The following is a 23,327-nucleotide window of genomic DNA, read 5'->3' as shown; positions in this document are numbered from 1 at the left end:
CCATGACGCGACCGACACCGCCACCGACGGAGCGAACGGCGCTCGTCAAGAACGCCGGCAGCGAGCACTTCAGCGTCGTCGACCTCGACGCGCGCGAGGAGGTGGGTCGCGTCGGCGACGGAACGTACCCCCACACGGCGGCGTTCCACCCGGACGGCCGCCACGCGTACCTGCTGTACATCACGAGCGCCCACCTCGAAGTCGTCGACCTCGAACGCCTGGAGACGGTCGGGCGCGTCGACGACCTCGGGACCGCGAGCGTCGGCTCCGCGCTGACCGACGACGGCCGGCGCCTGTTCGTCGGGACCGCCGGGGCGCTGCCGGACGACGACGAGCCGGGGGTGATGGCGTTCCGCGTCCCCGAGGGGCGGCCGGTACCCGAGCGGATCGGGACCCGCGCGCTCGGCAAGTGCGCCGGGATGTGCCTCGGCCCGGACGGTCGGCTGTACGTCGCCGTCAAGAGCCGGGGCGAACTGGTCGCGCTGTCGCCGACGGCCGAGTTGGCCGAGGGGACGCGGTACGCCGTCGGCGAGCGACCCCACGACGTGTACCCGGTGCCGGGGACGGACCTCGTCGCCGTCAACAACGCCGGGGAGTCGTTCACGACGTTCGTCGACGTCGGGACGAAGCGGGTCGCGGCCCAGGTACCGACCGGCGAGAACCCACACGGGATCGCGTTCGCCGACGGTCCGGACGGGCGACGCGCCTACGTTCCCGCGCGGGACGACGACCGGCTGACGGCGGTCGACCTCGACGCGGTCGAGGCCGGCGAGAACGACGCCGCCGCGTTCGTCGACGTCGGAACGACGACCGGCTTCGCCGCGACCACGCCCGACGGCCGGTACGTCCTCGTCGACTCCTACGACGAGTCCCACGTGACGGTCGTCGACGCGGCGTCGCGCTCGGTCGTCGGCCGGGTCGACGTCGGCGGCCAGCCGATGCACCTCGTCGTCTCGCCCGACGGCGACGCCTGCTTCGTCGGCAACATGGATCGCCCGTGCGTGACCGTCCTCGACCTCTCGCCGCTCCGGTCGGACCGGCCGGCGGACGTGACGGTCGCGGACCGAATCGAGGGGCTCGGCGACCTGCCGAGCGGCATCTTTACCCCACCGACATGATCGACCTCACCAGACTCGTCCACGGGATCGACAACCGCCCGGAGCGGACGCGGTACGAACGGTCGCGCTCGCGCGACGGCGGGACGGTGCCCGTCGTTGTCTGGAACACCACGCCGGCGTGTAACCTCACCTGCGAACACTGCTACTTCGGCGCCGTCGACCGCCGCTCCGACGAGGAACTCTCGACGGCCGAGGCAAAGCGGTTCATCGACGACCTCGCCGAGGCGGGGGTCCCGGTGCTCGTCTTCAGCGGCGGCGAGCCGTTCGTCCGCGACGACCTCGCGGAACTGGTCGCCCACGCCGACGAGCGGGGACTGCGGACCATCGCCTCGAGCAACGGCACGTTCCTGACCCCGGAGCGCGCCCGCGCGGTCGCCGACGCCGGGATGGCCTACGTCGGCGTCTCGCTCGACGGCGTCGGCGAGACCCACGACCGGTTCCGCGGGCTCGAGGGGTCGTTCGAGCGCGCGGTCGAGGGGCTGTCCAACGCCCAGGCGGCCGGGATGAACACCGGCGTCCGGAGCACGATGACCGCGGACACGATCGACGACCTGCCGGACGTCGTCGACCTCGCCGTCGACCTCGGCGTCGACCGGGTGAACGTCTTCCACCTGATCTACACGGGCCGGGGCGGCGCGATCACCGACCGCGACCTGTCGTTCGCGGAGACGCGCCGGATGGTCGACTACCTCTTCGAGCGGACCGTCGAACTGGCCGAGACGAACCCGGAGATGCAGATCCTCTCGGCGGGCAACTACGCCGACGCGGTCTACCTCTACCGGAAGATCGAGTCGGAACTGCCCGAGCGCGCCGACCGGGCCCGGCGGTTGCTGCTCGACGACGGCCCCGGCAGGGTCGTCAAGAAGGGCGACGGCGGGCCGAAGGTGGTCGACGTCGACCACCGCGGCGACGTCCACCCGAGCATGTTCCTCCCCGAGATCACCCTCGGGAACGTCCGGGAGCGGCCGCTCGACCGGATCCTCGCGGACAGCGACCGCTGGGACCGCCTCGCGAACCCGTCGGCTCACCTGACGGGCCGGTGCGGGCGCTGTCCGTACAGGGAGGTCTGTGGCGGCAACTCCCGGGCGCGGGCGTACGCCGTCCACGACGACCTCTGGGCCGAGGACCCGCGGTGTTACCTCACCGACGAGGAACTCGGACTGGAGGAGGGGTCGACGCGCGCGCCGATCGACGCGGAGGTCGAAGCGACCGTCGACGGCGCGTAGGTCGCGGGGGACGCGGGGCGGGGACGAACCCCGTCACTCCCGCCGGGGGACCTCGTGGCGGCCGAAGCCGTACCGCAGGCGGTTCGCGAGTCGACGCGAGAAGCGCTCGTCGGCGCGCGAGCCGAACCGTTCCGCGAGCGCGGTGTAGATCAGCGGGACGGGCACCTCCTGTTCGAGGCCCTCCTGAACGGTCCACGTGCCCGTCGAACCGCCCTCGACCCGGTCGGCGACGTCGCCGAGGGCCGACCCCTCCTCGCGGAACGCCTCCTCGCAGAGTTCGAGCAGCCACGACCGGATGACGGCGCCGTTGTTCCAGACCGACGCGACCGATTCGAGGTCGAGGTCGTACCGGCCCTCGTAGAGCAGTTCGAACCCCTCGCCGTAGGCCTGCATCAGCGCGTACTCGACGCCGTTGTGGACCATCTTCACGTAGTGGCCCGCCCCCGCGGGGCCCATGTGCGCGTGGCCGTCGGGACCGGTCGCGACGGCGTCGAATGCGGAGCGCAGTTCCTCGTAGGCGTCCTCGGGGCCGCCGACCATCAGCGAGAAGCCGAGTTCCGCGCCGGCGGGGCCGCCGGAGGTGCCACAGTCGAGGTACGCCGCCGGCGTCGACTCCGCGCGCCGGACCGAGTCCTCGAAGTGGGAGTTGCCGCCGTCGACGACGACGTCGTCGGCCGAGAGGTGCGGGTCGAGTTCTTCGAGGGTCGCGTCCACCGGCGCGCCGGCGGGGACCATCAGCCAGATGCGTTTCGCCTCGCCGAGTCGGTCACAGAGGTCGGCGATCGAGTCGGCGGGGTCGGCGCCCGCCTCGGCGGCGGCCGCGACGGCCTCCTCGTCGAGGTCGAACGCGACGACGTCGTGGTCGGCCTCGAGGAGGCGCCGGGCGACGATCCGCCCCATGCGCCCGAGTCCGATAACGCCCAGTTGCATGGTGAGGGGTGGGCGAGCCCCGGAGGTATGCGTTGTGATTTTCGCGGGGGAGAAGCGGCGACCGGTCGGACCGTCAGCGCGGGGGTCCCTCGACGCGCGCCCAGCCGATGGCGTCGAGGACGATCACGTGGTCGCCGTAGCGGACGTAGACGCCGTTGTACTCGTCGCCGTCGCCGTCGTGGTACGGCAGCGACCGCCGGAGGGCGTCGACGACGGACCACGCGTCCTCCCGGTCGAGGGTGACGTGTGCCCACTCCTCGTCGGCGTCCGCGCGCACCGCCCGATCGATCGCCCGGCGGGCGCCGGGGATCTCCCGGAGGCGACGCGAGGAGACGTCGACGACGGTCGTCTCGGGTGGCACCTCCGACCGGTCGACGACGCGCGCGCCGACCTCGGCCTTCGAGCGCGCGGCCGCGTCGCGCCGTCGCCCCTGCAGGACGTATCCCGCCGCGGCCGCCGTCCCGACGACGAGCAGCGACAGGGCGACGTCCGTTCCCCTGATCATCATGCGTCCACGTAACAGCAATCGACTAAGTATCTTTCGCAAGAATATCCATTACTGATATGACTGGACGGACGAACTGAAAGGACGGTCACAGCAACCGCGCCACGTCACCCGAGATGAGGCCGGCGACGACGAGCAAGGCGACGGCGACGACCGCCGCGGCCCGCAGGACGGGGAGGGCGTCCCGGGCGGGTTCGCGCAGTTTCTTCCCGTTGAGGCCGGTCTCGAAGCGCTTGGCGCCGATCTCGACCAGCGCCGCGAGGACGAGCCAGAGCGCCAGCATGGCGAGGACCAGCCGTCCGTTCGTGGTGTTCAGCAGGCTCCCGCCGTCGCCGTCGATCGTGTACCCCGTCCCCGCGAGGTGGCCGCCGGTCAGGAAGACGGCGGCGGCGCTCACCCGCGAGATGCTCGTCAGTTTCGCCGAGAGCGTCTCGAGCGGTTTCGTCGTGTTGAACGCCCCGTCCCGGGCCAGCGGGAGCACGACGAACGCGACGTAGAAGACGCTCCCGGCCCACAGCGCGGCGAACACAAGGTGTATCGTTCGAGCGACGACGACGTCGACCATGTGGGGCCCCTCGGAGGGACATCGTATCAGCGTTGCGACTCGCTCGATCAACTGACGGAGCGCTTACACGCGCCCGGCGCTACTCGACCCAGTCGGGCGCCCACTCGGGGAGTCGCCTGCGAACGAGCGCGTACGCGAGCGAGACCGCGACGCCCGCGGCGACGACGAGGTGGACCCAGCCGTCGAAGACGACGACCGCCGGAATCGCGAAGACGACGACCGCCCCGACGTCCTCGGGCGCCCCGTCGTAGCGGATCCACCGCCGCGGGCGGACCCACCGGCCGCGGGCGTGGTCGTAGACCGCCTCCTCGCGGGGGGCCGCCCACGGGTCGAACTCGGGGCCACCGCCGAGAGCGTCGCTCGCGGCGTGGAGCCACGCGACGACCGCGAACGCGGCCAGTCCGACGGCGAGCGTCGAGGGGGTGAGGGCGGCGACGGCCGCCGCGAGCGCCGCGGGGACGACGCCGTAGACGGGGAAGTGCAGCGTCCGCCGGTGTTCGAAGGCGACGTCGAGGTCCGGCGCGATCCCGCCGCAGACGGCGCCGACGGCCAGCGGGGCGGCGAGTTCGGGGGCGACGTACGCGACGGGCGCGACGGCCGCGAGGCCGACGAAGACGTGGGTGGTCGCCATCATGCGGGTCTCGTCGCCACGTTCGGGAGGGGAGGTGAAAACGGTACCCGAACCGGCGAGGCCGGCCGATCGCCGCGGGCGAGGAGGGCCGAAGGGGGACCGCCTCGGGGCCTACGCGTCGACGAGGTCGGAGGGGAGGACGACCTCGATGTCGCCGGCCGACTCCAGGTCGTGGAGGTGCTCGACCATGGCCTCGAACGCGTCGAGGGTGTCGTCCTCCAGGCGGTGGTAGAACAGCGAGGTGATGCCGCGGTACTCGGCCGTCCGGTCGAGGAGGTCCCGCGCCTCGTCGGCGTCCGGTTCGCTGGTCCGCGAGCACAGCGCCGGGTTCGCCGGGTACCCTCCGACCGCGCCGCCGACGCCGAAGCCGAGTTCGTGGTGGTCGGCCACGAGGTCGATCGTCGTCGCGTCGTAGTCGCCGAACGGGTACGCGAAGTACTCGGCGCCCTCCTCGAAGCCGTGGTCGACGAGCCACTCTTTCGCCCCGCGGATGTCGGCCTCCTGGTCGGCCGCGTCGAGTTCGTCCAGCGAGGGGTGACTCGCCGTGTGGCTGCCGATCAGCCAGCCCGCGTCCTGCAGCCCTTCGAGCTGGTCGAGGTCGAGGCGCTCGGAGCCGCCGAGTTCGCCGGCGCCGATCCGGTCGGTGTTGACGAACGACGTCGCCGGGTAGCCGTACTCCTCGAGGATCGGGAGCCCCTCGGTGTAGTCGGTGGCGTGGGTGTCGTCGAACTGGATCAGCACCTTCCCCGTCTCCGGGCGCGGCGTGCGGTGGAGGTCGTCGATCCAGAAGCGGACGGCGTCCTCCTCGCCGACCCACGAGCCGACTCGCACCTCGACCACCTCGTCGAGGTCGGGGTCGCCGTCGACCCGGGCGACCCCGAAGTTGTACCGCATGAACGGCAGGTCGGCCGGGAACGTACGCTGGAGGTCCATCCGGTCGCCGTCGGCGTCGAACAACTGGACGAACGCCGTCACCATCTCGCCCGCGCCGAGGGCGAGCCCCGGGAACGAGTCCGAGAAGTCGAGCGGGTCGTCGAACTCCCGGGAGATCACGACGTGGCTGTCCGACCTGTCGGCCTCCAGCATCGCCGACTGGCTGCCGACGTACGGCCGCATCTCGTCCGCCGAGAGCGACCCCTTCACGACGGTCCACGCCGAGAGGTCCTCGAAGTCGTCGATCGTCTCCTCGTCGGCGGGTCCGGACTCGACCTCTTCCTCCGCCGACTCCTCCTCGTCCGACTCGTCCGACTCGTCCGACTCGTCCGACTCGTCCGTCCGCTCGCGCTCGTCCGTCGACTGCTCGTCGCCCGATTCGTTGGTAGCGTTCGACTCGTCGGGGTTGGAACCCTCGGTGCCCGCGCAGCCGCCGAGCGCGACCGCGGCCGCCGCGAGGTATGCGCGTCGTTTCATCCGTTCCGATGACTGTCCGACGGTCGTGATTGTTATGCGCCGGGTTCCGGCCGGTAGCCCGGCCGTAACGCGACGGCCGTCGCGGCGTCGTCGGGCGATCCGCCGCCGCTCAGAGCAGGAACCGCCGTTCGAGGTCGGCGGGCAGGACGACCTCGATGTCGCCGGCCGCCTCCAGGTCGTGGAGGTACTCGATCGTCGCCGCGAACTCGTCGACGGCCTCGCCGTCGAGGCGGTGGTAGAACAGCGAGGTGATGCCGCGGTGCTCGGCCGTCCGGTCGAGGAGGGTCCGCGCCTCCTCGAGGGTCGGTTCGCCGACCCGCGAGCACAGCGCCGGGTTCGCCGGGTACCCCTCGACCGCGCCGCCGCCCCCGAAGCCGAGTTCGTGGTGGTCGGCCACGAGGTCGATCGTCGTCGCGTCGTAGTCGCCGAACGGGTACGCGAAGTATCGAGCCCCCTCCTCGAAGCCGTTCTCGCGGAGCCACTCCGCCCCGTCGGCGATCTGGGCCTCCTGGTCGGCCGCGTCCAGGTCCGAGAGCCGCGCGTGGCTCGTCGTGTGGTTGCCGATCAGCCAGCCCGCGTCCCGCAGCGCTTCGAGCTGGTCGAGGTCGAGCGTGGGGTAACCGCCGGCGGTCTCGCGGGGGACGCGGTCGGCGTTGACGAACGTCGTCGCCGGGTAGCCGTACTCCTCGAGGATCGGGAACGCCTCGGTGTAGTCGGTCTCGTAGCCGTCGTCGAACTGGAGCAACACTGCGCCGGTGTTGGGACGCGGCGCGAGGTGGAGGTCGGAACACTCGAACTCGACGGCGCGTCCCTCCCCGGCCCACGCGCGGAGTTCGGCCGCGACCACCGCTTCGAGGTCGGGGTCGCCGTCGACCCGGGCGACCCCGAAGTTGTACCGCATCGCGGGGAGGCCGCCGGGGACCGTCCGGCGGTAGGCGATCCGGTCGCCGTCGGCGTCGGTCAGCCTGATCTCCGGCGAGACCATCGCGGCCGACCGGACCGCGAGCCCCGGGATCACCCCCGAGAGGTCCGCCGGCGCGGCGAACTCGTGGGCGACCGCGACGCGAGCGTCCGCGGCGGCCGCCTCGAGGACGACCGCGTCCCCGTCGCCCGCGGCCGACCGCGATCCCGACCGGACGGTCCACGTCGGGAGTGGCGGGAAGACGTCGGTCGCCGCCTCCCGCTCGGAACCGTCGTCCGCGTCGGGGTCGCCGCCCCCCTCGCTCGCCGTCGCCTCCGGGGCGCGGTCGGTCGCCGGTCGCCGGGACGTGGTCGGGTCGGCCGGGGCGTCGGGGTCGTCGGATCGCTCGGCCCCGTCGGTGCTCGCACAGCCGCCGAGGGCGACAGCGGCCGCCGCGAGGTACGCGCGTCGTTTCATCGACCGCGACCTATCCGGGCGCGGAAATTGTTATGTGCCCGCTGGACCCGGGGACGGCGACGCGACACCGGGGGCGCGCGCGGTGCGCTCGGCCCGCGTCTCGCGGGCGACCGCCGGCGGGCGAGGCGAACGGTCGGTCGTCCGTCGTCGCCCGTTCGCCGGGCGTTACGACGGTAACGGTCACCCACGGATGAGAGTCACCGCCGCGAATATACGGCCCCTACCGGGCCGCCGTCCGGGAGTAACGGGTCGATAGTTATCATTCGGATTGTCATCGTGACTTGTATGAACATCCGTGACTTTACGTTCGAGACGTACGATCGCCTCCTCGAGGCCGCGGTCGAGAACGGGTTCGAGGTGCTCACCGTCGCGGACTACCTCGAAGCCGCCGACCCGCCCGAGCGGTACCTCGTCCTGCGCCACGACGTCGACCGGAAGGTGGACATCGCACGCTCGATGGCCCGGCTGGAGGCGCGCCACGACCTGCGGTCGACCTACTACTTCCGGACCTCGACGTTCGAACCCGACCTCGTCGAGGAGGTGGCGGGACTGGGCCACGAGGTGGGCTACCACTACGAGGACCTCGCGCACGTGGGCGGGGACGTCGACGCGGCCCACGAGCGGTTCGCCCGGAACCTCGAGGCGTTCCGGATGCACGCGGAGGTGAAGACGGCCTGTTCGCACGGGAGCCCGCTGTCGCCCCATCTCAACCTCGACATGTGGGACGACCGGCGTCCGCCGGAACACTACGGCCTGCTCGGCGAGGCCTACCACTCGATCGAGACCGACGACGCCGACCCGCGGCTGCCGTCGTACTTCTCCGACACCGGCCGGCGGTGGGGCGCCGCCGACCCGGCCGGCGGGCGGATCGAGACCACCGCCGACCTGATCGACCTGCTCGAATCGGGCGACTGCCCCCGGCTGTACGTCCTCGCGCACCCGAGCCGGTGGTCGCGCTCGTCGCCGGAGTTCGTCGAGCGCGTCGCGTGGGACGTGGTCGCGCAGGCGGGGAAGGGAGCCGTCGAGCCCGTCCACCGCGCACAGACCGGCGCGGCCGCGGTCGGCACCGACGCCGTCCGGGCGGCGATGCGGCCGATCGCGATTTCGCGACAGCTGTTACAGTTTACGACCCACGACCGGTGACCGATCCCGGCACGAGAAGACGCGTTCTCAGAGGTTCTCGCCCTGATAACTGCCGTCGTAGACGTCGTCGTGGTCGGCCTCGGCGAAGACGAGTTGGGCGATCCGGGCGCCGCGTTCGAGTTCGACGTCGTGGTGGACCTGCAGCAGGCCCTCGCCGCGGCCCTCGTAGCCGGCGTCCCAGACGGCGGTGTTGAGCATACAGGAGTTGCGCATCAGCGACGACCGCGGGTAGACGAAGCCGACGTGGCCCTCGGGGATCCGGATGCGCTCGCCGTAGCGGGCCACGTACGCCCCGCGGGGCAGGTAGTAGGTGTCCGGGGTCTTCCGGTCGAGTTGTTCGAGCGGGCGGGCGATCCGGTCGCCGATCTCCGTGCCGTCGCGGCCGATGCGCCCGGGTTCGCGCTGTTCGAAGACGATGTCGAGCGTGAGGTCGACCCCGTTGGGCTGGACCTGATCGTCGGTCGTCGGCGAGACGTGCTCGGCGACGAACGAACCGGAGCGGTACATGCTCCGTGGTGGTATCCCGGCGGTAAAACGCATTTCGAGTCCGCCCCCGGCGGGCGGCCGGCGACGTGAGCGGAAAACTGATACGTACTCACCTGAACTTCAATTCAGATGGAAGACACCTCCGACGCGAGCGGCAGACGACGATTCCTCTCTCTGGCCGCAGGGGTGGGAACCGCGGCGCTCGCGGGATGTACTACCCCCCTGTCGAGTTGGACCGTACACGCGGCGGACGAGTCGACGACGGTCGGTCCCTCCACGACCGGACTGACCGACGACGAGCGCGACCGGTACGTCGACCGGGTGGCGGAGCGATACGGGCCGTGGGCGGCCGACGAAATCGTCCCCGACGCCGCTCTGGGCCGGCGACTGCAACCGGGAATCGCGCTCGGGAACCTCGTCTGGGACGGCGAGCAGTCGCTCTCCGTGACGGACTCGTCCGGCGCGACGCTCGCCGAGTCGGACAACTACGTCGCGATCTACGAGAACGAGCAGTCGTCCGCCAGCGAAGACGAGAGATACGTCTACTGGCTCTGGTCCTGCGCCCGCCCGCGGGAGGCGGGCGAACTCCGCAAACTCTGGTCGCACGTCGACGTCACCGGCGGGCGGATCGAGGTCTACGATCCGGGCGGGGACAGGTCGGACAACGGGACGGTCAGCCCCCACCCGGAGAAGACGGGCCTAGACACCGACGAGTTCGCCGTCCGGTGGCGGGGCGAGCACGACGGGGTTCAGGTCGTAACCGGGAGCCTCTCGGTGAGTCGCGACGACGGCGACGAACGCGACTTCGAGTGGACCGCTCACCTCGGCGCCGGAACGCGCTAACCGGCCGCCGGGGAGCGGGGTTCGCCGGTGGACGTTCGGTCACTCGCGGCGCAAACGTTGCGCCGTCGGCGGCCGAATCGGCGGAGTTACACGATCGTCCGGCACAGAAACACGCTGGATTTATCAGGCCGGGAGGCCGACGTTCTGACGCTATGGGAGACACCGTCACCGAGAAGGTTCTCGACGACCACCTCGTCGAGGGCGATCTCGAACCCGGCGAGGAGATCGGGATCGAGATCGATCAAGTTCTCACACAGGACACGACGGGGACGATGGTCTGGCTCCAGTTCGAGGCGATGGGACTGGACGAGGTCCAGACCGAAATCGCCGCCCAGTACTGCGACCACCAGACCTATCAGTTCGACTTTAAGAACACCGACGACCACCGTTTCCTCCGCTCTGCCGCCGGTAAATACGGCGCTTACTTCTCTCGTCCCGGTAACGGCATCTGTCACAACGTCCACCGGGAGAACTTCGCCGCGCCCGGCAAGACCCTCCTCGGGAGCGACTCGCACACGCCGACCCCCGGCGGGCTGGGCCAGCTCGCCATCGGCGCGGGCGGGATCGACGTCACCGTCGCGATGGGCGGCGCGCCCTACTACATCGAGATGCCCGAGATCGTCAACGTACGACTCGAAGGGGAACTCCCCGAGTGGGCCACGGCGAAAGACGTCATCCTCGAACTGCTCCGGCGGCTGACCGTCAAGGGCGGGGTCGGCAAGATCCTCGAGTACACCGGCCCCGGCGTCGAGACGCTCACCGCCCCCGAGCGGATGACGATCACCAACATGGGCACCGAACTCGGCGCGACCTCGTCGATCTTCCCGACCGACGAGCAGACCCGCGACTACCTCGAACGGGTCGGCCGCGGCGAGGAGTACGTCGAACTCCAGCCCGACGAGGACGCCGAGTACGACGACGAGATCGTCGTCGACCTCTCGGACCTCGAACCGCTGATCGCCCAGCCGTCGATGCCCGACAAGGTCGTGCCCGTCCGCGAGGTCGCCGGCACGGAGGTCGAGCAGGTCATCGTCGGCTCCTGTACCAACGGCGCCTACGAGGACATCCTCCCGGCCGCGAAGATGCTCGAAGGCCGCGAGGTGAACCCGACGACGGAGATGATCGTCGCGCCCGGCTCCAAGCAGGCCAGCGAGATGCTCGCCCGCGAGGGCTGGGTCGCGGAGATGATGGCCGCCGGCGTCAACTTCTCCGAGGCGACCTGTGGCGCCTGCATCGGCATCGGCCACGTTCCCGCCTCCGATTCGGTCTCGGTGCGGACGTTCAACCGCAACTTCGAGGGCCGCTCGGGCATCGAGGACGACAACGTCTACCTCTGCTCGCCGGAGGTCGCCGCCGCCGCGGCGATCGAAGGCGAACTCGTCGACCCCCGGGACCTCGCCGACGAACTCGGCGACCTCGAGGCGCCCGCGTTCGAACTCCCCGAGGAGTACACCGGCTCGAAGACCGACATCATCACGCCCGAGGAGGCGCCCGACGACGAACTCGTCAAGGGGCCGAACATCGGCGACGTGCCGCTACGGGGCGAACTCGACGCCGACATCGAGGGTGAGGCCCTCCTGAAGATGGAGGACAACATCACGACCGACCACATCATCCCCGCGACCCAGGACATCCTGATGTACCGGTCGAACATCGAGAAGCTCTCGGAGTTTACCCTCTCCCGCGTCGACGACACCTTCGCCGAGCGCGCCGCCGCGGCCGACGGCGGCTTCCTCGTCGCCGGCGAGAACTACGGTCAGGGCTCCTCGCGCGAACACGCCGCGATGTGTCCGATGTACCTCGGCATCGAGGCCGTCCTCGCCCAGAGCTTCGCCCGGATCCACCGCGCGAACCTCTTCAACTTCGGCATCGTCCCGCTGACGATCGACGAGGACACCTACGAGGAGATCGATCAGGGCGACGAGATCGAGATCGTCGACGACGTCTACGACGCCGTCACCTCCGGTCAGGAGGAGTTCACGGTCCGCGTCGACGGCGAGGAGTACACCGCCACCCTCGACGCCTCCGAGCGCGAGCGCGACATCCTCGCCGCCGGCGGCAAACTCGCCTGGACGAAAGCGCAGGCCGAGGAGGGCGGCGCCGGCGCGACGCCCGCCGACGACTGATCGGCTCCACGAACCGCGTTTTCGCGCCTACTCCTCGATAGCGGTACCACCGGACTCCCGGCGCGACGGCGTGTACGTCGCCAGTGACACGACCGCCCCCAGCATCACGAGACCCAGTCCGAGAACGACCAGCAGGGCGTACGCGGACCCGTATCCGGTCTCGACGGTCGACTGTACGTCGAGGAAGCCGCCCGTCAAAATCACTGCGATTCCGAGCCGTTGAACGGTTTCGCCGGTCATCTCGTCGTACACGTGAGCTAGCAAATAAGAAGCTTGGGATACGCAGTTCGACTGCGGCCTGTGGCCCGCCTCGCCGGGCCGGCGACGGACGCGAACGAACACCGCCACGGTCATAGGCGAGCGGCGGATAGCCCGACCGAATGGCGACCGGTGAACACGAGAACGCGGGCTATCGACGGCTGTTCGGCGACGACGGGCTGACGTTCGGCGCGGGATTCCCGCTGACCGGCGAAAACCGGTCGGCGCCCTCGATCGACGACGAGTTGCGGCTGGCCGAACGCGTCGAAGACCTCGGCTTCGCCGGCCTCTGGGCCCGCGACGTGCCGACTTACTGGCCGAAGTTCGGCGACGCAGGCCAGACGTTCGACGCCTGGCCGTGGCTCTCCCACGTCGCCGCCCACACCGACGAGATTGCGCTCGGGACCGCGAGCATCGTGCTGACGCTTCGACACCCCCTGCACGTCGCGAAGTCCGCCGCGACCGTCGACCGACTCTCCGACGGCCGGCTCGTCCTCGGGGTCGCCTCGGGCGACCGCGACCCCGAGTTCCCCGCCTTCGGCGTCGACCGCGACGAGCGCGGCGCGCGCTTCCGCGAGGCCGTCGACGTCCTCCGGACGGTCTGGCGCGACGAGTACCCGGAACTCGACGGCGAGTGGGGTCGGCTGGACGGCGACCTCGACGTGGTGCCGACGCCGACGACCGAGACGGTCCCCCTGCTCCCGACCGGCCACGCCCGCCAGTCGGTCGAGTGGATCGGCGACCACGGCGACGGCTGGCTGTTCTACCACCTCCCGCCGGAGACGCTCGACGGGTTCCTCGACGACTGGCGGGCGGCCGCCGGCGCGAAGCCGTTCGCGATGGCGGTCCGGGTCGCGTTCGCCGACGACCCCGCGGCCGAACCGGAGCCGCTGCACCTCGGCTACCGCGCCGGGGCCGACTGGTTCCGGGAGTACTTCGCCGACCTCGAACGACGGGGCGTCGACCACGTGATCGTCTCCGTCGTCGACGAAGCCGACCCGGAGCGCGGGCTCGAACGCTTCGCCGGGGAAGTCATCGAGGAACTGTAGGGCCGGAGCCGCGGCTCCTCAGAACCGATCCAGCGAGAACATCCCGATATCGTGGTCGGTCTCGCCGTCGAGCGCGAGGTCGGCGAGCACCTCGCCGATCACGCTGGCGAACTTGAAGCCGTGGCCCGAGAAGCCCGCCGCGACGGTCACCCGGGGGTGGTCGGGCAGGGTGTCGACGACGAAGCGTTCGTCCGGCGAGTTGGTGAACAGGCAGGTCCGCAGGCGCATCGTCGGCCCCGCGCCGTCGGGAAAGTACCGCTCGGCGAACGCCCGGAGGACGGCCTCGTCGCGCCGCGTCGGCTCGCGGTCCATCGCGTCCGGGTCGACTGCCTCCTCGCGGTGGTGGTACCGGCCGAACTTGAACCCCGGCACGCCGTAGACCGGGAAGCCGTAGAACCGTCCCTCGGGGACCTGCACGTTCCAGACCGGGAACCGCTCGGGTGCGAACCGCTCGGGGACCTCGGGCTGGAGCCACGCCAGCACCTGCCGCTCGGGTTCGAGGAGGCCGTCGAGGTCGTCGACGAGTGTCGGCGTCCACGCGCCCGCGGCGACCACCAGCCTGTCGGCGGCGTACTCGCCCCGGTCGGTCTCGACGCGGACGCCGTCGCCGGTCGGTTCCCAGTCGCGGACGCGCTCTCTGGCCCTGATCGTCGCCCCGCGGTCGTGGGCGCGCTCGACGTGGGCGACGATACACCGCTCGGGGACGAGGAAGCCGCCGTCGGGCTGGTAGACCGCGGCGTACTCCTCGGGCAGGCGATAGCCGGGGAAGCGGTCGGTCAACGCGGAACTCGTGAGGTACTCGTACTCGATGCCGTGTTCCTCACACGAGCGCCGGGAGCCCGCGACCAGCGGGTCGTCCGGCGGCCCGGCGTCGACCGACCCCGTCCGGTACAGCAGTCGGCGGTCGAACGCCGATTCGAGGTCCGCCCACAGGTCGTACGCCCGGCGCAACAGGGGGACGTACGACGGGTGCTCGTAGTAGGCGAGCCGGATGATCCGCGTCACGCCGTGGGAGGAGCCGTAGCCGTGCGGGACGTCGTAGCGTTCGAGGCCGAGCACGTCCGCACCGCGGTCGGCGAGGTGGGCGACCGCGGCGCTGCCCATCCCGCCGACGCCGATCACGATGACGTCGTAGCGGTCCGCCATGGGCGGCGATACCACGGCGGCCGTCAAATACGTCCCGTGACCGCGACGGGGGCGGCCGCCGCCGGCCCGCGACCGACGACGGTAGCTTGACGTGCCGGGCGCCCCCGCCTGTCGGTATGGCAGACCCCGACGCGCCGACGATTCCGGCGGCCCGGTCCGCGCGGTTCCTGTTCCGGGGCCAGCTACTCCACGCGGCGGCCGCCGTCGTCCTCGCGACCGTCGCGTGGGCGCTCGCGGTCCCGGGGTTCACCGGCGGCTCCTGGCTCGGGCTCACGGCCGCCGGCTGGTTCCGGGCCACCGTCGGCCTCTGTGTCCTCCACCAGTGTTACGGCTGGCTCGCGTTCCGCGGACAGCTCGGGTGGGGGCTGTTCACGCGGCTGTTCGGCCGGCACGACCTGACGGTCCACGCCGCCCTCTTCACGCCGCTGCTTCTCGCCCGTCCGGTCGTCGTCCTCGGAGCGGGCCTGGCGAGCCCGCTGACGCTCGCCCTGCCGCGGTGGGCCGAACTCGGCCTCGGCCTCGCGCTGCTCGTACCCGCGGCCTACACGGGCTGGTCGGTGCGCCGGTACTTCGGCTTCGAGCGGGCGCTCGGCGGCGACCACTTCCGCGAGCGGTACCGGAAGCTCCCGCTCGTCGAGGACGGCGCGTTCCGCTGGACGCCGAACGCCATGTACGCGTTCGCGTTTCTGGGCCTCTGGAGCCTCGCGCTCCTGCTCGGGTCGCACGTCGCGCTGGTGTGTGCCCTGTTCCAGCACGCCTTCGTGTGGGCACACTACGTCGGGACCGAACGGCCGGACTTCGAGCTCGTCTACGGGGCGTGACCGCCGGTTCACTCCGACTGATCGTCCCGCGTCGCCCGCTCGCGTAGCCGGCGCTTCTGCTTGCGCTCGGTGACGTGGTCGAGCCCCGCCGCCAGTTCGTCGCGGACCTCCGTCTCGAAGGCGTCGAGGTCCGCGAGGAACGAGCCGGAGAACTCCTCGACGAGTTCGAACGTCCACTGGTCGCTGACCGCCCCCGCGGGGAGGTGGTCGTCGCGCAGCGCGTCGGCCCACTCCTCGTGGTCGGCCTCGCGCAGGGCGTCCTCGGCGTCGGCCATCCGGTCCATCGCGTGGCCCAGCTGGTGGTGGAACTCGAGCAGGTCGCCGTAGGCGCGGTAGACGTGCTCGATGCCCAGCTGGAGGTCGTGTAGCGCCGCCTCCTCGGCGTCGGTCAGGTCGAGTTCCTCGGGGTCGACGTCGGAGCCGGGTTCGGGGTCGGAACTCATGGCCGTGACGGCCACGACGAGCGCATTAGTCCTTGCCGCGGGAGCGGCAAGCGCGGCTCAGATCGAGCTGATGATCGCGACCGGACACGGCGCCTCGCGGACGACGTGCTCGACGCGGTGGCCGAAGAACGCCCGCCGGGTCACGGGGCGCTTGTCGCTGCCCATGATGACGAGGTCGACCGCGTCCTGGTCGGCGAGGTCGACGATGTCGACCTCGGGACGGTCGCCGACCGTGACGGTCGTCAGCACCTCGGCGCCCATCTGGCGGCCGATCCCGGCCTCGCGGTCGACGATCTCCTCGCCGATGGCGATCGCCTGCGAGAGGTCGGGCTGCTCGACGAACCGGTCGCTGAGCTGGGGCTCGTTGACGACGTGGACGATCTCGACGATGGCGTTCTCCTGGCGGGCGATGGCGAACGCCACCTCGGCGGCGTGGCGGTTGTACTCCGTGCCGACCGTCGGCAGGAGGATCCGCTGGATCCGCTCGCCGACCCGTTCGAGCGCCGTCTCCCCGGAGTAGGGGGTGCTGACGACCATCGTCGGACAGGGCGCCTGCTGGACGACCTCGTCGACGGTCTCGCTGAACAGCGGCTCCTCGGGGTCGCGACCGCGGCTGGACTCGCCGAGGACGAGCAGGTCGTAGCCGTTCTCGGCCTCCCCGAGGATCGCCCCGCCGACGCCCGGATCGGCCGCGCGGACGAGCGTCCGCGGCGACTGCTCCTCGCCGCCGAGCCGCGAGGAGATCAGCTCGAAGATGCGCTCGCTCTCCTCGGGGCCGTCGCCGGTCAGGGAGTCGAGCACGTCGCTCGCCGCGCTCGACCCGCCGCCGTCTACCGCCTCCGCGGCGTCCTCGACCGGTCGGGCGAGGGCGCGCCCGTCCTCGCCGTCGGTCGTCCGGGACCGCCCGACGGACCGGTTCCACAGCCTCGCGAGCGAGCCGACGAACCCCCCGTCGGCCGCGCCGCGGGCGCCCGCCCCGGCGTCGGTGACGTACATCGCCGTCACCTCGATCTCGGTCCCCCGGGTCAGCGGCCCGAGCAGGCGCGCGGCGTACTGGGTGTCGGCGCCGCCGCGGGTCGGCAGCAGGACGCGCGTGATGTTCGCGACGAAGCTGTCCCGGAGCTGTGCCTCGCGTTCGAGGCGCTCGCGTTCCGCCTCGCTCATCTCGACGCGCGGCAGCGACCACCGCAACAGCGGCGGCGCCATCAGCGAGGTGACGATCGCGATCATCACGACGATGCTGTACATCTCGATCGTCAGCACCTCCAGACCGAGGCCGATGGTGGCGACGATGATCTCCATCGCGCCGCGGGCGTTCAGCCCGGCGCCCATCGTGATCCCCTCCCAGTCGGAGAGGCCGGCCGCCCTCGCGCCGACGAAGGTGCCGACGAACTTGCCGACGACGGCGATGGCGAGCGTGCCGACGCCGACCGCGAAGACGAGCGGGTCGACCAGCGTCCCGAGGTCGACCCGGAGGCCGGCGGTCGCGAAGAAGACCGGGGCGAAGACCCCCATGGTGAGCACCTCGAAGGTGTGTTCGGTCTGGTAGTCGAAGCGGTTGACCTGCCCGGCGAGGATGCCGACGACGAACGCCCCGAGGACCGCTTCGAGGTGCAGCGCGTGGGTGAACGAGCCGACGCCGAGCGCGAGCACCATCAGCGTCGTGATCTTCGCCACCTGCCCGCCGACGTTGTTGTCGACCCAGACGAAGATCCACTTCGTCGCCCGCAGGCCGACGGTGAAGCCGACGCCGAGGAAGACCGCGAGCCACAGCAGCGTTTCGAGCGTGCTCGACAGTTCGACCGCGCCCGTCCGGGCGAGGCCGGCGACGAGCGCGAGCATGATCCAGCCGACGGTGTCGTTTATCATCCCCGCCGCGAGGGTGATCTGGCCGAAGTCGCGTCTGATCTGGCCCATGTCCATCAGGATCTTCGCGATCACCGGAATCGCGGAGATGCTCATCGCGACGGCCAGAAACAGCGAGAACTCGAGTCGGGTCCCGCCGGGGGCGATGAACCGCTCGGGGAGGTACCACGCGAACGCGAAGCCGACGGCGAACGGGACGACGATGCTCGCGAGCGCGATCAGCGTCGACTCCGTCGCCTTCGCGACGATGAGGTCGAGGTCGGTCTCCAGCCCCGTGAGGACGATCAGCATCAACAGCCCGATCCAGGCGACCACCTCGACGAGGTAGAGCTGGGTCTGCGGGTCGACCGCCTCGCCCTCCAGCCACGTGACCGCGTCGGTGACGACGACGACCGCGTCGATCAGCGACGGTCCGAGGACGATCCCCGCCGTCAGTTCGCCCACGACCGACGGCAGGTTAAGCCGGGTCGCCAGTTCGCCGAGGACGCGGGCGGTCACCAGCAACAGCGTGAGCATCACGAACAGCCACAGCAGTTGCTCGTTCTCGAGGGGTTCGAGGACCTCGTCGGTCTGGAGCAGGGTCGCCCCGTCGAGGAGCGTCGAGCGAACCGCGTTCATCGCGTCCTACCCCGTTCGTCGCGGCGCACGGATCTCACGGGCGCCGTATGCCGTACGCGACCAAAAGGCTTCGACTGGCGCCAGCCGTGGGGCGTCGCCGCCGGCCCGCGCCGCAGCGACGCGCTCGCGTCACGCTTCCTGCTCGGCCACCGGGAGCTCCGCGAACAGCGCGTCGAGGAGCTTCCGTTCGGCGAGTCTGACGTGCTGGAAGAACGTGGCCGGCGAGATGTCGAGCGACTCGGCGACCGCCTCGCCGGAGCTGTCGCGGGGCCACTCGAAGAAGCCGGCGAAGTACGCCGTCTGGAGGGCGGTCCGCTGGCGGGGCGTCAACTCGTCGAGCCACGTGCGCTTGACCCGCGTCGCGGGCGCCGACGGCCGGCTGACCTGCCGGCGCGCGACGGCCTCGAAGCCGGGATGGGTGTCCCGCACCGTCTCGATCAGGCGCCGGACGTCCGCCCCCTGCGGGAGGTGGACCGTCATGTGGAACTCGCCGTCCTCGATCACGGCGCGTTCGACGGCGCCGCCGTTCGCGGCCACCGCCGCGAGAAGCGGCGGCTCCGACAGCCGGATTTCGAACCGGCACTCGTCGAACGACTCGTCGAGGACCGACATCTCCGTCCAGTGGGGGACGCGTTCGACGAGCGCCGAGAGCGCCTGGATCCCGCCGTCGGTCGCCGTCCCGTACTCGACGAACTCGCCGCCGCCGAGGGGGACCGTCCGGTCGAACGTGATCCGCGCGTCGGCCGGGAGGTCGTCGCTCGACTCGAAGACGTCCCGGAGGCGAAACTCGAGTTCGATCACGTCGTCGGTGGTCAGCGCGCGCTTGCGCTCGACGGCGGCGAGGGCGTGGCCGACGATCTCGCCGAGCCGGTCGAGCGTTCCCCGCTCCGGCTCGGAGAACGCGTGCGGGCGATCGGTCGCGACGGTGAGCACGCCGTAGGTCGTCCCCTCGTGGACGATCGGGACGGCGGCCGACGAGGTAGACGTCGGGTCCGGGTCGGCCCGGACGTCGCCGGTCGTCCGGATCTCGCGGCGCGCGATCGCCTGCGCGACGGGGCCGTCACCGCGCTCGGCGACCGGGTCGGCCGGGATCGACGGGTCGTCGACCGGGGCGGCGACGCCGGCGGCGGTCCGCACGGTCACCGCCTGTGCCTCCACGTCGACGTCGCCGATCCAGGCGAACAGGTACGGCTCCGCGGCGGCCAGTCGCTCGCAGACGGTCGCCTCGATCCCCTCGCGCGTGGGCTGTTCGACGATGGCGTCGGCGATTTCGAGGACGACCTCGTTGATCCCGTTGAGCGCCGCTAGCTGCTCGCGCCCGCGCTGTAGCTCTCGCTCCCGTTCCTTTCGATCGGTGACGTCCCGGAAGTACACGGACAGCCCGCTCTCGGAGGGGTACGCGCGCACCTCGACCCAGATGCCCAGTTGCGTCGAGGCCCGCTCGAACGAGACCGGCCGCTGGGTCGTCATCGCCTCGCGGAAGCGGCGTTCGAGTTCGGCGCCGGCGGAGCCGGGGAACACGTCCCAGATGCGCTCGCCGAGCAACTCCTCGGCCGGCCGCCCCAGCAGCGCCTCGGCGCGCTCGTTGACGTAGGTGAACCGCCACGACGCGTCGAGCGCGTAGAAGGCGTCGTCGATCCGGTCGAACACCCGTTCGAGTTCGTCTTCGGGGCCGTCGTCGGCCGCGGCCGCCGGCGGCCGCCACCAGACGCGGCCGCGGGCGCCGACCTTCTTCGTCCGGAGGGGGCCACGCTCGACGAGGCAGTCGAGGCGGTCGTAGGCGGTGCGCCGCGGGACCGACAGCACCTCGGCGACTTCGCTCGTCGTCAGCGGCGTCCCCGGCGGCGCGGCTCGGTCGAAGGCGGCGAGCGTTTCGGCGAGCGCGTCACGGTCGGAGCCGTCCATTACCACGTTCAGACGGCCGAGAAGCATGAACGCTCCGTCGACGGCGACGCGTTGACACGGCTCGGCTCACTCGACCCGAAACGTCAGGGGGCGGGCGTACTCCGGGCTCACGGGCGCGATCCGGTCGCCGTCGGCGAGGCGGGTCGACGGCTCGGGGTCGGACCGGGGCAGCGGGTCCCCCGCCGCCCGCCGGCGGTCGAGTCCGTCCGCCGAGAGGACGTAGCGCCACTCGCCGTCCCGTCCGACGAACGTGCCGTTGACGCTCCGGTCCCGGAGCAGCCAGCCGCCGTCCGCGTGGTCGACGACCGCGTGGGCCGGCGAGAGGAACCGCTCCTCGTCGGGCAGGACGACCGCCGGGACCCGCCGGTCGGGCGTCCAGCGGCCGAGGGCGTCGCCGGGGTGGACGCGGACGGCCCGTCCGGTCTCCGGGTCGGCCAGCCGGGCCGAACGGTCCGGGACGTCGAGGTGCCGACGCAGCGCCGCGAGGAGGGCGCCGGCGTCGGCGAACCGCTCGTGGGGGGCGGGCGCGGTCGCCTGCCGGACGACGGCCGCCAGACCGTCGTCGACCGGGGCCCCCCGCGACCGCGGGTCGACCGCGTGCCACGCCGCGCGCGACGACGCCTCGAACGCGACCGTCTCGCCCGTCAACAGGAAGTCGAACAGCTTTCCGAGGGCGTAGACGTCGGTCGGCGGCCCCGTGGGCTCCTCCCGCGCGTCGGTCGGGGTCACCTCGGGCGCCTTGTACGGGTCGTGGTGGAAGACGGTCCCTCTGCCCGACCCCGGTCCCCCGTCGCGCGGCGCCGCGGAGTTCAGGTCGATCACCGCCGGGGGGCCCCGCTCGCGGCGCAGGACGTTGCCCGGCTTCAGGTCGAGGTGGAGGACCCCGCAGTCGTGGAGGAAGGCGACGGCCCGGCAGACGGGGCCGGCGACCGCGCGGAACGCCCCGGGACCCGGCTCCAGATCGTCGCCGACCGCGTCGGCGAGCGAACCACCGTCGATCAACTCGGTGGCGACGTAGGCCGCGTCCTCGCGGACCGCCCCGTCGACGAACCGGACGAGCGACCCCGGGATCGGCCCGCCCGCGAGGTGGCGAAACCAGCGCAGCTCCTGCCGGAAGTACCTGCGGACGTGGGCGCGGTCGTGCGAGCCCTCGGCTTCGAGTTTGAGCGCGACGTCGACGCCGGCGTCGCGGTCGGCCGCCCGCCAGACGGTCGCGAGGCCGCCGCCGCCGACCCGCTCGCGGAGTTCGAACCGGCCGTCGACGACGTCGCCCGCCTCGGCCCCGCGGCTCACGGTCGTCCCCCGCGGCCGCTACGACCGGAAGCGGCCGAGGAAGCTGTCATTCGCCTCGTCCTCCGCTCCGGTCGGGAGCCGGGCACGCTCGACGGAGGTGAAAAAGCGGAACGTGACCGGGTCCGTCTTCCGGGGGTCTTCGAGCGCGAACGCCGCCCCGTCGCGCAGTCGGCACGTCTCCTCGGCGTCCGGGTCGTCGGAGCGAAGCGCGAGCCACTCCTCGTCGCCGGCGACGTACGTTCCCGTGTCGCTGATGTCGCGGAGGAGCCAGTGACCCTCGTCGTCGCGTTCGAGGCGGGCGTGGTTGCGCTCGACGGAGTCGTCGTCGACGACGAGACCGATGTTCGGGCCGCCCTCGTCGGCGCCGTCGCCGGCGTCCCGGCCGACGGTGACGCCCTCGACGATCTCGTAGATCGTCTCGGTGTTCGCGATCCGGATCGCCGCCGTCGGAATCTCGCCGGCGGGGGTGACGACCTCGGCCATCGACCGGGAGCCGTCGTCGGCGTCTGAGCCGTCGCCTTCGCCGTTTCGCGGCGACTCGATCAGCGTCTCCTGTTCGATCAGTTCGTCGGGGGCGACCGCCTCGCCCCGGATCGGCAGCGAGGTCGGCGAGGACTCGGCGTCCGGGTCCTGCACGAGCGCGACCGAGAGGTTGTCCTTGCCGCCGCGGTCGTTGGCGAACGAGATGAGTCGCTCGACGGCCGCGTGGAGGTCGGGTTCCTCGAGGACGATCTCCATGAGTTCGTCGTCGGTCACCAGCGAGTCGAGGATGCTCTCGCGGGCGGCGTCGGTGTCGTCGGCGCGCTGGTACTCCTCGCGCAGCGGTTCGACGTTCGGGAAGGCGTCGATCAGCCCGTCGCTCGTGAGCATGATCACGTCGTCGTCGTAGACGTCGGCGGTGCCGAACTCGACGTCGACGCTCGGCCGGCCGTGGGGCGAGCCCCCGATGGCGTTCGTGATGGCCGTCGCGTCCTCGTGGACCCGCGCGTACACCTCGTCGTCGATCTCGCCGCGGTCGAGCAGTTCGTTCGTGACGGCGTGGTCGCGCGTCAACTGCTGGATCTCCTCGTGGGCCGTGTTGATGACGTACACGCGGCTGTCGCCGACCCAGCCGTAGTGGAGGCGCCCGTCGACGTAGACGCAGACGACGAGCGTCGTCGCCGGGCGGCCGCCGGCGTCCCGGGCGAACGCCTGAACGCGGCGGTGGGCGGTGTCGGCGGCCTCCTGGATGGCGGTGCGGATCCGCTCCTCCGAGAACGGGTCTGCCGGGTCGTCGTCCGCCGTCGGCGGCTCGTCGAGGGCGTCGACGCCGAACCGGTCGGGGACGTCCGTCCCGGCGCCGAGGATCGTCTCGGTCAGCCGCTTTCGGACGACCGTCGTCGCCAGAAACGAGGCGACGTCGCCGCTGGCCTCGCCGCCGACGCCGTCGCCGAGGACGAAGACGCCGACCGGACGGTTCGTCCGCCGGTGGTGGTTCTGCAGGACGGCCGTCGCGATACTATCCTCGTTGACGCCGCCGATCCGTCGCTTTCGTGCGCCGATGTCGACTGTGCTCGCGTGCTCCATG

General features: G+C 71.5%; 21 protein-coding genes. 7 read left to right on the top strand and 14 right to left on the bottom strand.

Features of this window, described 5'->3' with window-relative positions:
* Positions 1–2 precede the first annotated feature (2 nt).
* Together NKG98_RS14625 and NKG98_RS14620 are read left to right on the top strand one after the other, a co-directional pair.
* On the top strand, positions 3–1,118 hold the full coding sequence (locus tag NKG98_RS14625) for a YncE family protein (RefSeq protein ID WP_254766670.1): 1,116 nt from the start codon (positions 3–5) through the stop codon (positions 1,116–1,118).
* A complete protein-coding gene (locus NKG98_RS14620) occupies positions 1,115–2,344 on the top strand; it encodes a radical SAM/SPASM domain-containing protein (protein WP_254766668.1) in 1,230 nt (409 codons plus the stop codon). Before NKG98_RS14625 ends, NKG98_RS14620 begins: the two co-directional genes overlap by 4 nt.
* A gap of 33 nt (positions 2,345–2,377) precedes the next feature.
* On the opposite strand, the gene gnd is transcribed toward NKG98_RS14620, so the two are convergent.
* From gnd to NKG98_RS14590, 6 genes are all read right to left on the bottom strand, one after another.
* On the bottom strand, positions 2,378–3,274 hold the full coding sequence (gnd, locus tag NKG98_RS14615) for a phosphogluconate dehydrogenase (NAD(+)-dependent, decarboxylating) (RefSeq protein ID WP_254766666.1): 897 nt from the start codon (positions 3,272–3,274) through the stop codon (positions 2,378–2,380).
* A gap of 73 nt (positions 3,275–3,347) precedes the next feature.
* Positions 3,348–3,782 (bottom strand): hypothetical protein, encoded by a 435-nt coding sequence (locus NKG98_RS14610; protein WP_254766665.1) that lies wholly within the window; start codon positions 3,780–3,782, stop codon positions 3,348–3,350.
* Between the two features lie 85 nt (positions 3,783–3,867).
* On the bottom strand, positions 3,868–4,344 hold the full coding sequence (locus tag NKG98_RS14605; RefSeq protein WP_254766663.1) for a copper resistance protein CopD: 477 nt from the start codon (positions 4,342–4,344) through the stop codon (positions 3,868–3,870).
* Positions 4,345–4,423: 79 nt separating this feature from the next.
* Entirely contained in the window at positions 4,424–4,978 is a 555-nt protein-coding gene (locus tag NKG98_RS14600; RefSeq protein ID WP_425504349.1) for a metal-dependent hydrolase, read from the bottom strand.
* A 108-nt stretch (positions 4,979–5,086) separates the two neighbouring features.
* Positions 5,087–6,385 carry a polysaccharide deacetylase family protein gene (locus tag NKG98_RS14595; RefSeq protein WP_254766662.1) on the bottom strand — a complete coding sequence of 433 codons (1,299 nt, stop codon included), beginning with the start codon at positions 6,383–6,385 and terminating at the stop codon, positions 5,087–5,089.
* 109 nt (positions 6,386–6,494) lie between these two features.
* Positions 6,495–7,763 (bottom strand): polysaccharide deacetylase family protein, encoded by a 1,269-nt coding sequence (locus tag NKG98_RS14590; protein ID WP_254766660.1) that lies wholly within the window; start codon positions 7,761–7,763, stop codon positions 6,495–6,497.
* Positions 7,764–8,048: 285 nt separating this feature from the next.
* Between NKG98_RS14590 and NKG98_RS14585 the strand changes: the two genes are divergently transcribed.
* Positions 8,049–8,906 (top strand): polysaccharide deacetylase family protein, encoded by an 858-nt coding sequence (locus NKG98_RS14585; protein WP_254766659.1) that lies wholly within the window; start codon positions 8,049–8,051, stop codon positions 8,904–8,906.
* 27 nt (positions 8,907–8,933) lie between these two features.
* Here the strand turns inward: NKG98_RS14585 and NKG98_RS14580 are convergent, their stop codons facing one another.
* The gene (locus NKG98_RS14580) at positions 8,934–9,413 is read right to left on the bottom strand and encodes a deoxyuridine 5'-triphosphate nucleotidohydrolase (protein ID WP_254766657.1); all 480 of its coding nucleotides are present in this window, start codon (positions 9,411–9,413) and stop codon (positions 8,934–8,936) included.
* A 108-nt stretch (positions 9,414–9,521) separates the two neighbouring features.
* Between NKG98_RS14580 and NKG98_RS14575 the strand changes: the two genes are divergently transcribed.
* Both NKG98_RS14575 and NKG98_RS14570 read left to right on the top strand, forming a co-directional pair.
* A complete protein-coding gene (locus NKG98_RS14575) occupies positions 9,522–10,235 on the top strand; it encodes a hypothetical protein (protein ID WP_254766655.1) in 714 nt (237 codons plus the stop codon).
* 152 nt (positions 10,236–10,387) lie between these two features.
* A complete protein-coding gene (locus NKG98_RS14570) occupies positions 10,388–12,361 on the top strand; it encodes an aconitate hydratase (protein ID WP_254766654.1) in 1,974 nt (657 codons plus the stop codon).
* 27 nt (positions 12,362–12,388) lie between these two features.
* Here NKG98_RS14570 and NKG98_RS14565 read toward each other — a convergent pair whose 3' ends face one another.
* A complete protein-coding gene (locus NKG98_RS14565; RefSeq protein WP_254766652.1) occupies positions 12,389–12,601 on the bottom strand; it encodes a hypothetical protein in 213 nt (70 codons plus the stop codon).
* Positions 12,602–12,741: 140 nt separating this feature from the next.
* Between NKG98_RS14565 and NKG98_RS14560 the strand changes: the two genes are divergently transcribed.
* Entirely contained in the window at positions 12,742–13,668 is a 927-nt protein-coding gene (locus NKG98_RS14560) for an LLM class oxidoreductase (RefSeq protein WP_254766651.1), read from the top strand.
* A gap of 18 nt (positions 13,669–13,686) precedes the next feature.
* On the opposite strand, the gene solA is transcribed toward NKG98_RS14560, so the two are convergent.
* Positions 13,687–14,814: an N-methyl-L-tryptophan oxidase gene (gene solA / locus NKG98_RS14555; protein WP_254766650.1), complete on the bottom strand. Its 1,128-nt coding sequence runs from the start codon at positions 14,812–14,814 to the stop codon at positions 13,687–13,689.
* Positions 14,815–14,930: 116 nt separating this feature from the next.
* On the opposite strand from solA, the gene NKG98_RS14550 reads away from it, so the two are divergent.
* Positions 14,931–15,635: a methyltransferase gene (locus NKG98_RS14550; protein ID WP_254766649.1), complete on the top strand. Its 705-nt coding sequence runs from the start codon at positions 14,931–14,933 to the stop codon at positions 15,633–15,635.
* A gap of 8 nt (positions 15,636–15,643) precedes the next feature.
* Here NKG98_RS14550 and NKG98_RS14545 read toward each other — a convergent pair whose 3' ends face one another.
* From NKG98_RS14545 to NKG98_RS14525, 5 genes are all read right to left on the bottom strand, one after another.
* A complete protein-coding gene (locus NKG98_RS14545; protein ID WP_254766648.1) occupies positions 15,644–16,078 on the bottom strand; it encodes a hypothetical protein in 435 nt (144 codons plus the stop codon).
* Positions 16,079–16,135: 57 nt separating this feature from the next.
* Positions 16,136–18,562 (bottom strand): cation:proton antiporter domain-containing protein, encoded by a 2,427-nt coding sequence (locus NKG98_RS14540; protein WP_254766647.1) that lies wholly within the window; start codon positions 18,560–18,562, stop codon positions 16,136–16,138.
* Positions 18,563–18,691: 129 nt separating this feature from the next.
* Positions 18,692–20,467, bottom strand: coding sequence for a bacterio-opsin activator domain-containing protein (locus NKG98_RS14535; protein WP_254766646.1), 1,776 nt, complete (start codon positions 20,465–20,467; stop codon positions 18,692–18,694).
* Between the two features lie 66 nt (positions 20,468–20,533).
* Complete coding sequence (locus NKG98_RS14530) at positions 20,534–21,760, bottom strand: serine/threonine protein kinase (protein ID WP_254766645.1); 1,227 nt, start codon at positions 21,758–21,760, stop codon at positions 20,534–20,536.
* Between the two features lie 18 nt (positions 21,761–21,778).
* Entirely contained in the window at positions 21,779–23,326 is a 1,548-nt protein-coding gene (locus tag NKG98_RS14525) for a protein phosphatase 2C domain-containing protein (protein WP_254766644.1), read from the bottom strand.
* Position 23,327: the final 1 nt, after the last annotated feature.

Origin of the sequence: Salinilacihabitans rarus (assembly GCF_024296665.1) — an archaeon.
Lineage (GTDB): Archaea > Halobacteriota > Halobacteria > Halobacteriales > Natrialbaceae > Salinilacihabitans > Salinilacihabitans rarus.
This window is presented reverse-complemented; position numbering and strand designations above follow the sequence as displayed.

What these genes read in the sequence shown, in the direction of transcription:
- NKG98_RS14590 (WP_254766660.1), bottom strand. Translation starts at nt 7,763, where the DNA reads ATGAAACGACGCGCGTACCTCGCGGCGGCCGCTGTCGCCCTCGGCGGC.
- NKG98_RS14535 (WP_254766646.1), bottom strand. Translation starts at nt 20,467, where the DNA reads ATGGACGGCTCCGACCGTGACGCGCTCGCCGAAACGCTCGCCGCCTTC.
- NKG98_RS14525 (WP_254766644.1), bottom strand. Translation starts at nt 23,326, where the DNA reads ATGGAGCACGCGAGCACAGTCGACATCGGCGCACGAAAGCGACGGATC.
- NKG98_RS14600 (WP_425504349.1), bottom strand. Translation starts at nt 4,978, where the DNA reads ATGATGGCGACCACCCACGTCTTCGTCGGCCTCGCGGCCGTCGCGCCC.
- NKG98_RS14610 (WP_254766665.1), bottom strand. Translation starts at nt 3,782, where the DNA reads ATGATGATCAGGGGAACGGACGTCGCCCTGTCGCTGCTCGTCGTCGGG.
- NKG98_RS14560 (WP_254766651.1), top strand. Translation starts at nt 12,742, where the DNA reads ATGGCGACCGGTGAACACGAGAACGCGGGCTATCGACGGCTGTTCGGC.
- NKG98_RS14620 (WP_254766668.1), top strand. Translation starts at nt 1,115, where the DNA reads ATGATCGACCTCACCAGACTCGTCCACGGGATCGACAACCGCCCGGAG.
- NKG98_RS14550 (WP_254766649.1), top strand. Translation starts at nt 14,931, where the DNA reads ATGGCAGACCCCGACGCGCCGACGATTCCGGCGGCCCGGTCCGCGCGG.
- solA (WP_254766650.1), bottom strand. Translation starts at nt 14,814, where the DNA reads ATGGCGGACCGCTACGACGTCATCGTGATCGGCGTCGGCGGGATGGGC.
- NKG98_RS14565 (WP_254766652.1), bottom strand. Translation starts at nt 12,601, where the DNA reads ATGACCGGCGAAACCGTTCAACGGCTCGGAATCGCAGTGATTTTGACG.
- NKG98_RS14570 (WP_254766654.1), top strand. Translation starts at nt 10,388, where the DNA reads ATGGGAGACACCGTCACCGAGAAGGTTCTCGACGACCACCTCGTCGAG.
- NKG98_RS14580 (WP_254766657.1), bottom strand. Translation starts at nt 9,413, where the DNA reads ATGTACCGCTCCGGTTCGTTCGTCGCCGAGCACGTCTCGCCGACGACC.
- gnd (WP_254766666.1), bottom strand. Translation starts at nt 3,274, where the DNA reads ATGCAACTGGGCGTTATCGGACTCGGGCGCATGGGGCGGATCGTCGCC.
- NKG98_RS14585 (WP_254766659.1), top strand. Translation starts at nt 8,049, where the DNA reads ATGAACATCCGTGACTTTACGTTCGAGACGTACGATCGCCTCCTCGAG.
- NKG98_RS14605 (WP_254766663.1), bottom strand. Translation starts at nt 4,344, where the DNA reads ATGGTCGACGTCGTCGTCGCTCGAACGATACACCTTGTGTTCGCCGCG.
- NKG98_RS14595 (WP_254766662.1), bottom strand. Translation starts at nt 6,385, where the DNA reads ATGAAACGACGCGCATACCTCGCGGCGGCCGCGGTCGCGCTCGGCGGC.
- NKG98_RS14575 (WP_254766655.1), top strand. Translation starts at nt 9,522, where the DNA reads ATGGAAGACACCTCCGACGCGAGCGGCAGACGACGATTCCTCTCTCTG.
- NKG98_RS14540 (WP_254766647.1), bottom strand. Translation starts at nt 18,562, where the DNA reads ATGAACGCGGTTCGCTCGACGCTCCTCGACGGGGCGACCCTGCTCCAG.
- NKG98_RS14545 (WP_254766648.1), bottom strand. Translation starts at nt 16,078, where the DNA reads ATGAGTTCCGACCCCGAACCCGGCTCCGACGTCGACCCCGAGGAACTC.
- NKG98_RS14625 (WP_254766670.1), top strand. Translation starts at nt 3, where the DNA reads ATGACGCGACCGACACCGCCACCGACGGAGCGAACGGCGCTCGTCAAG.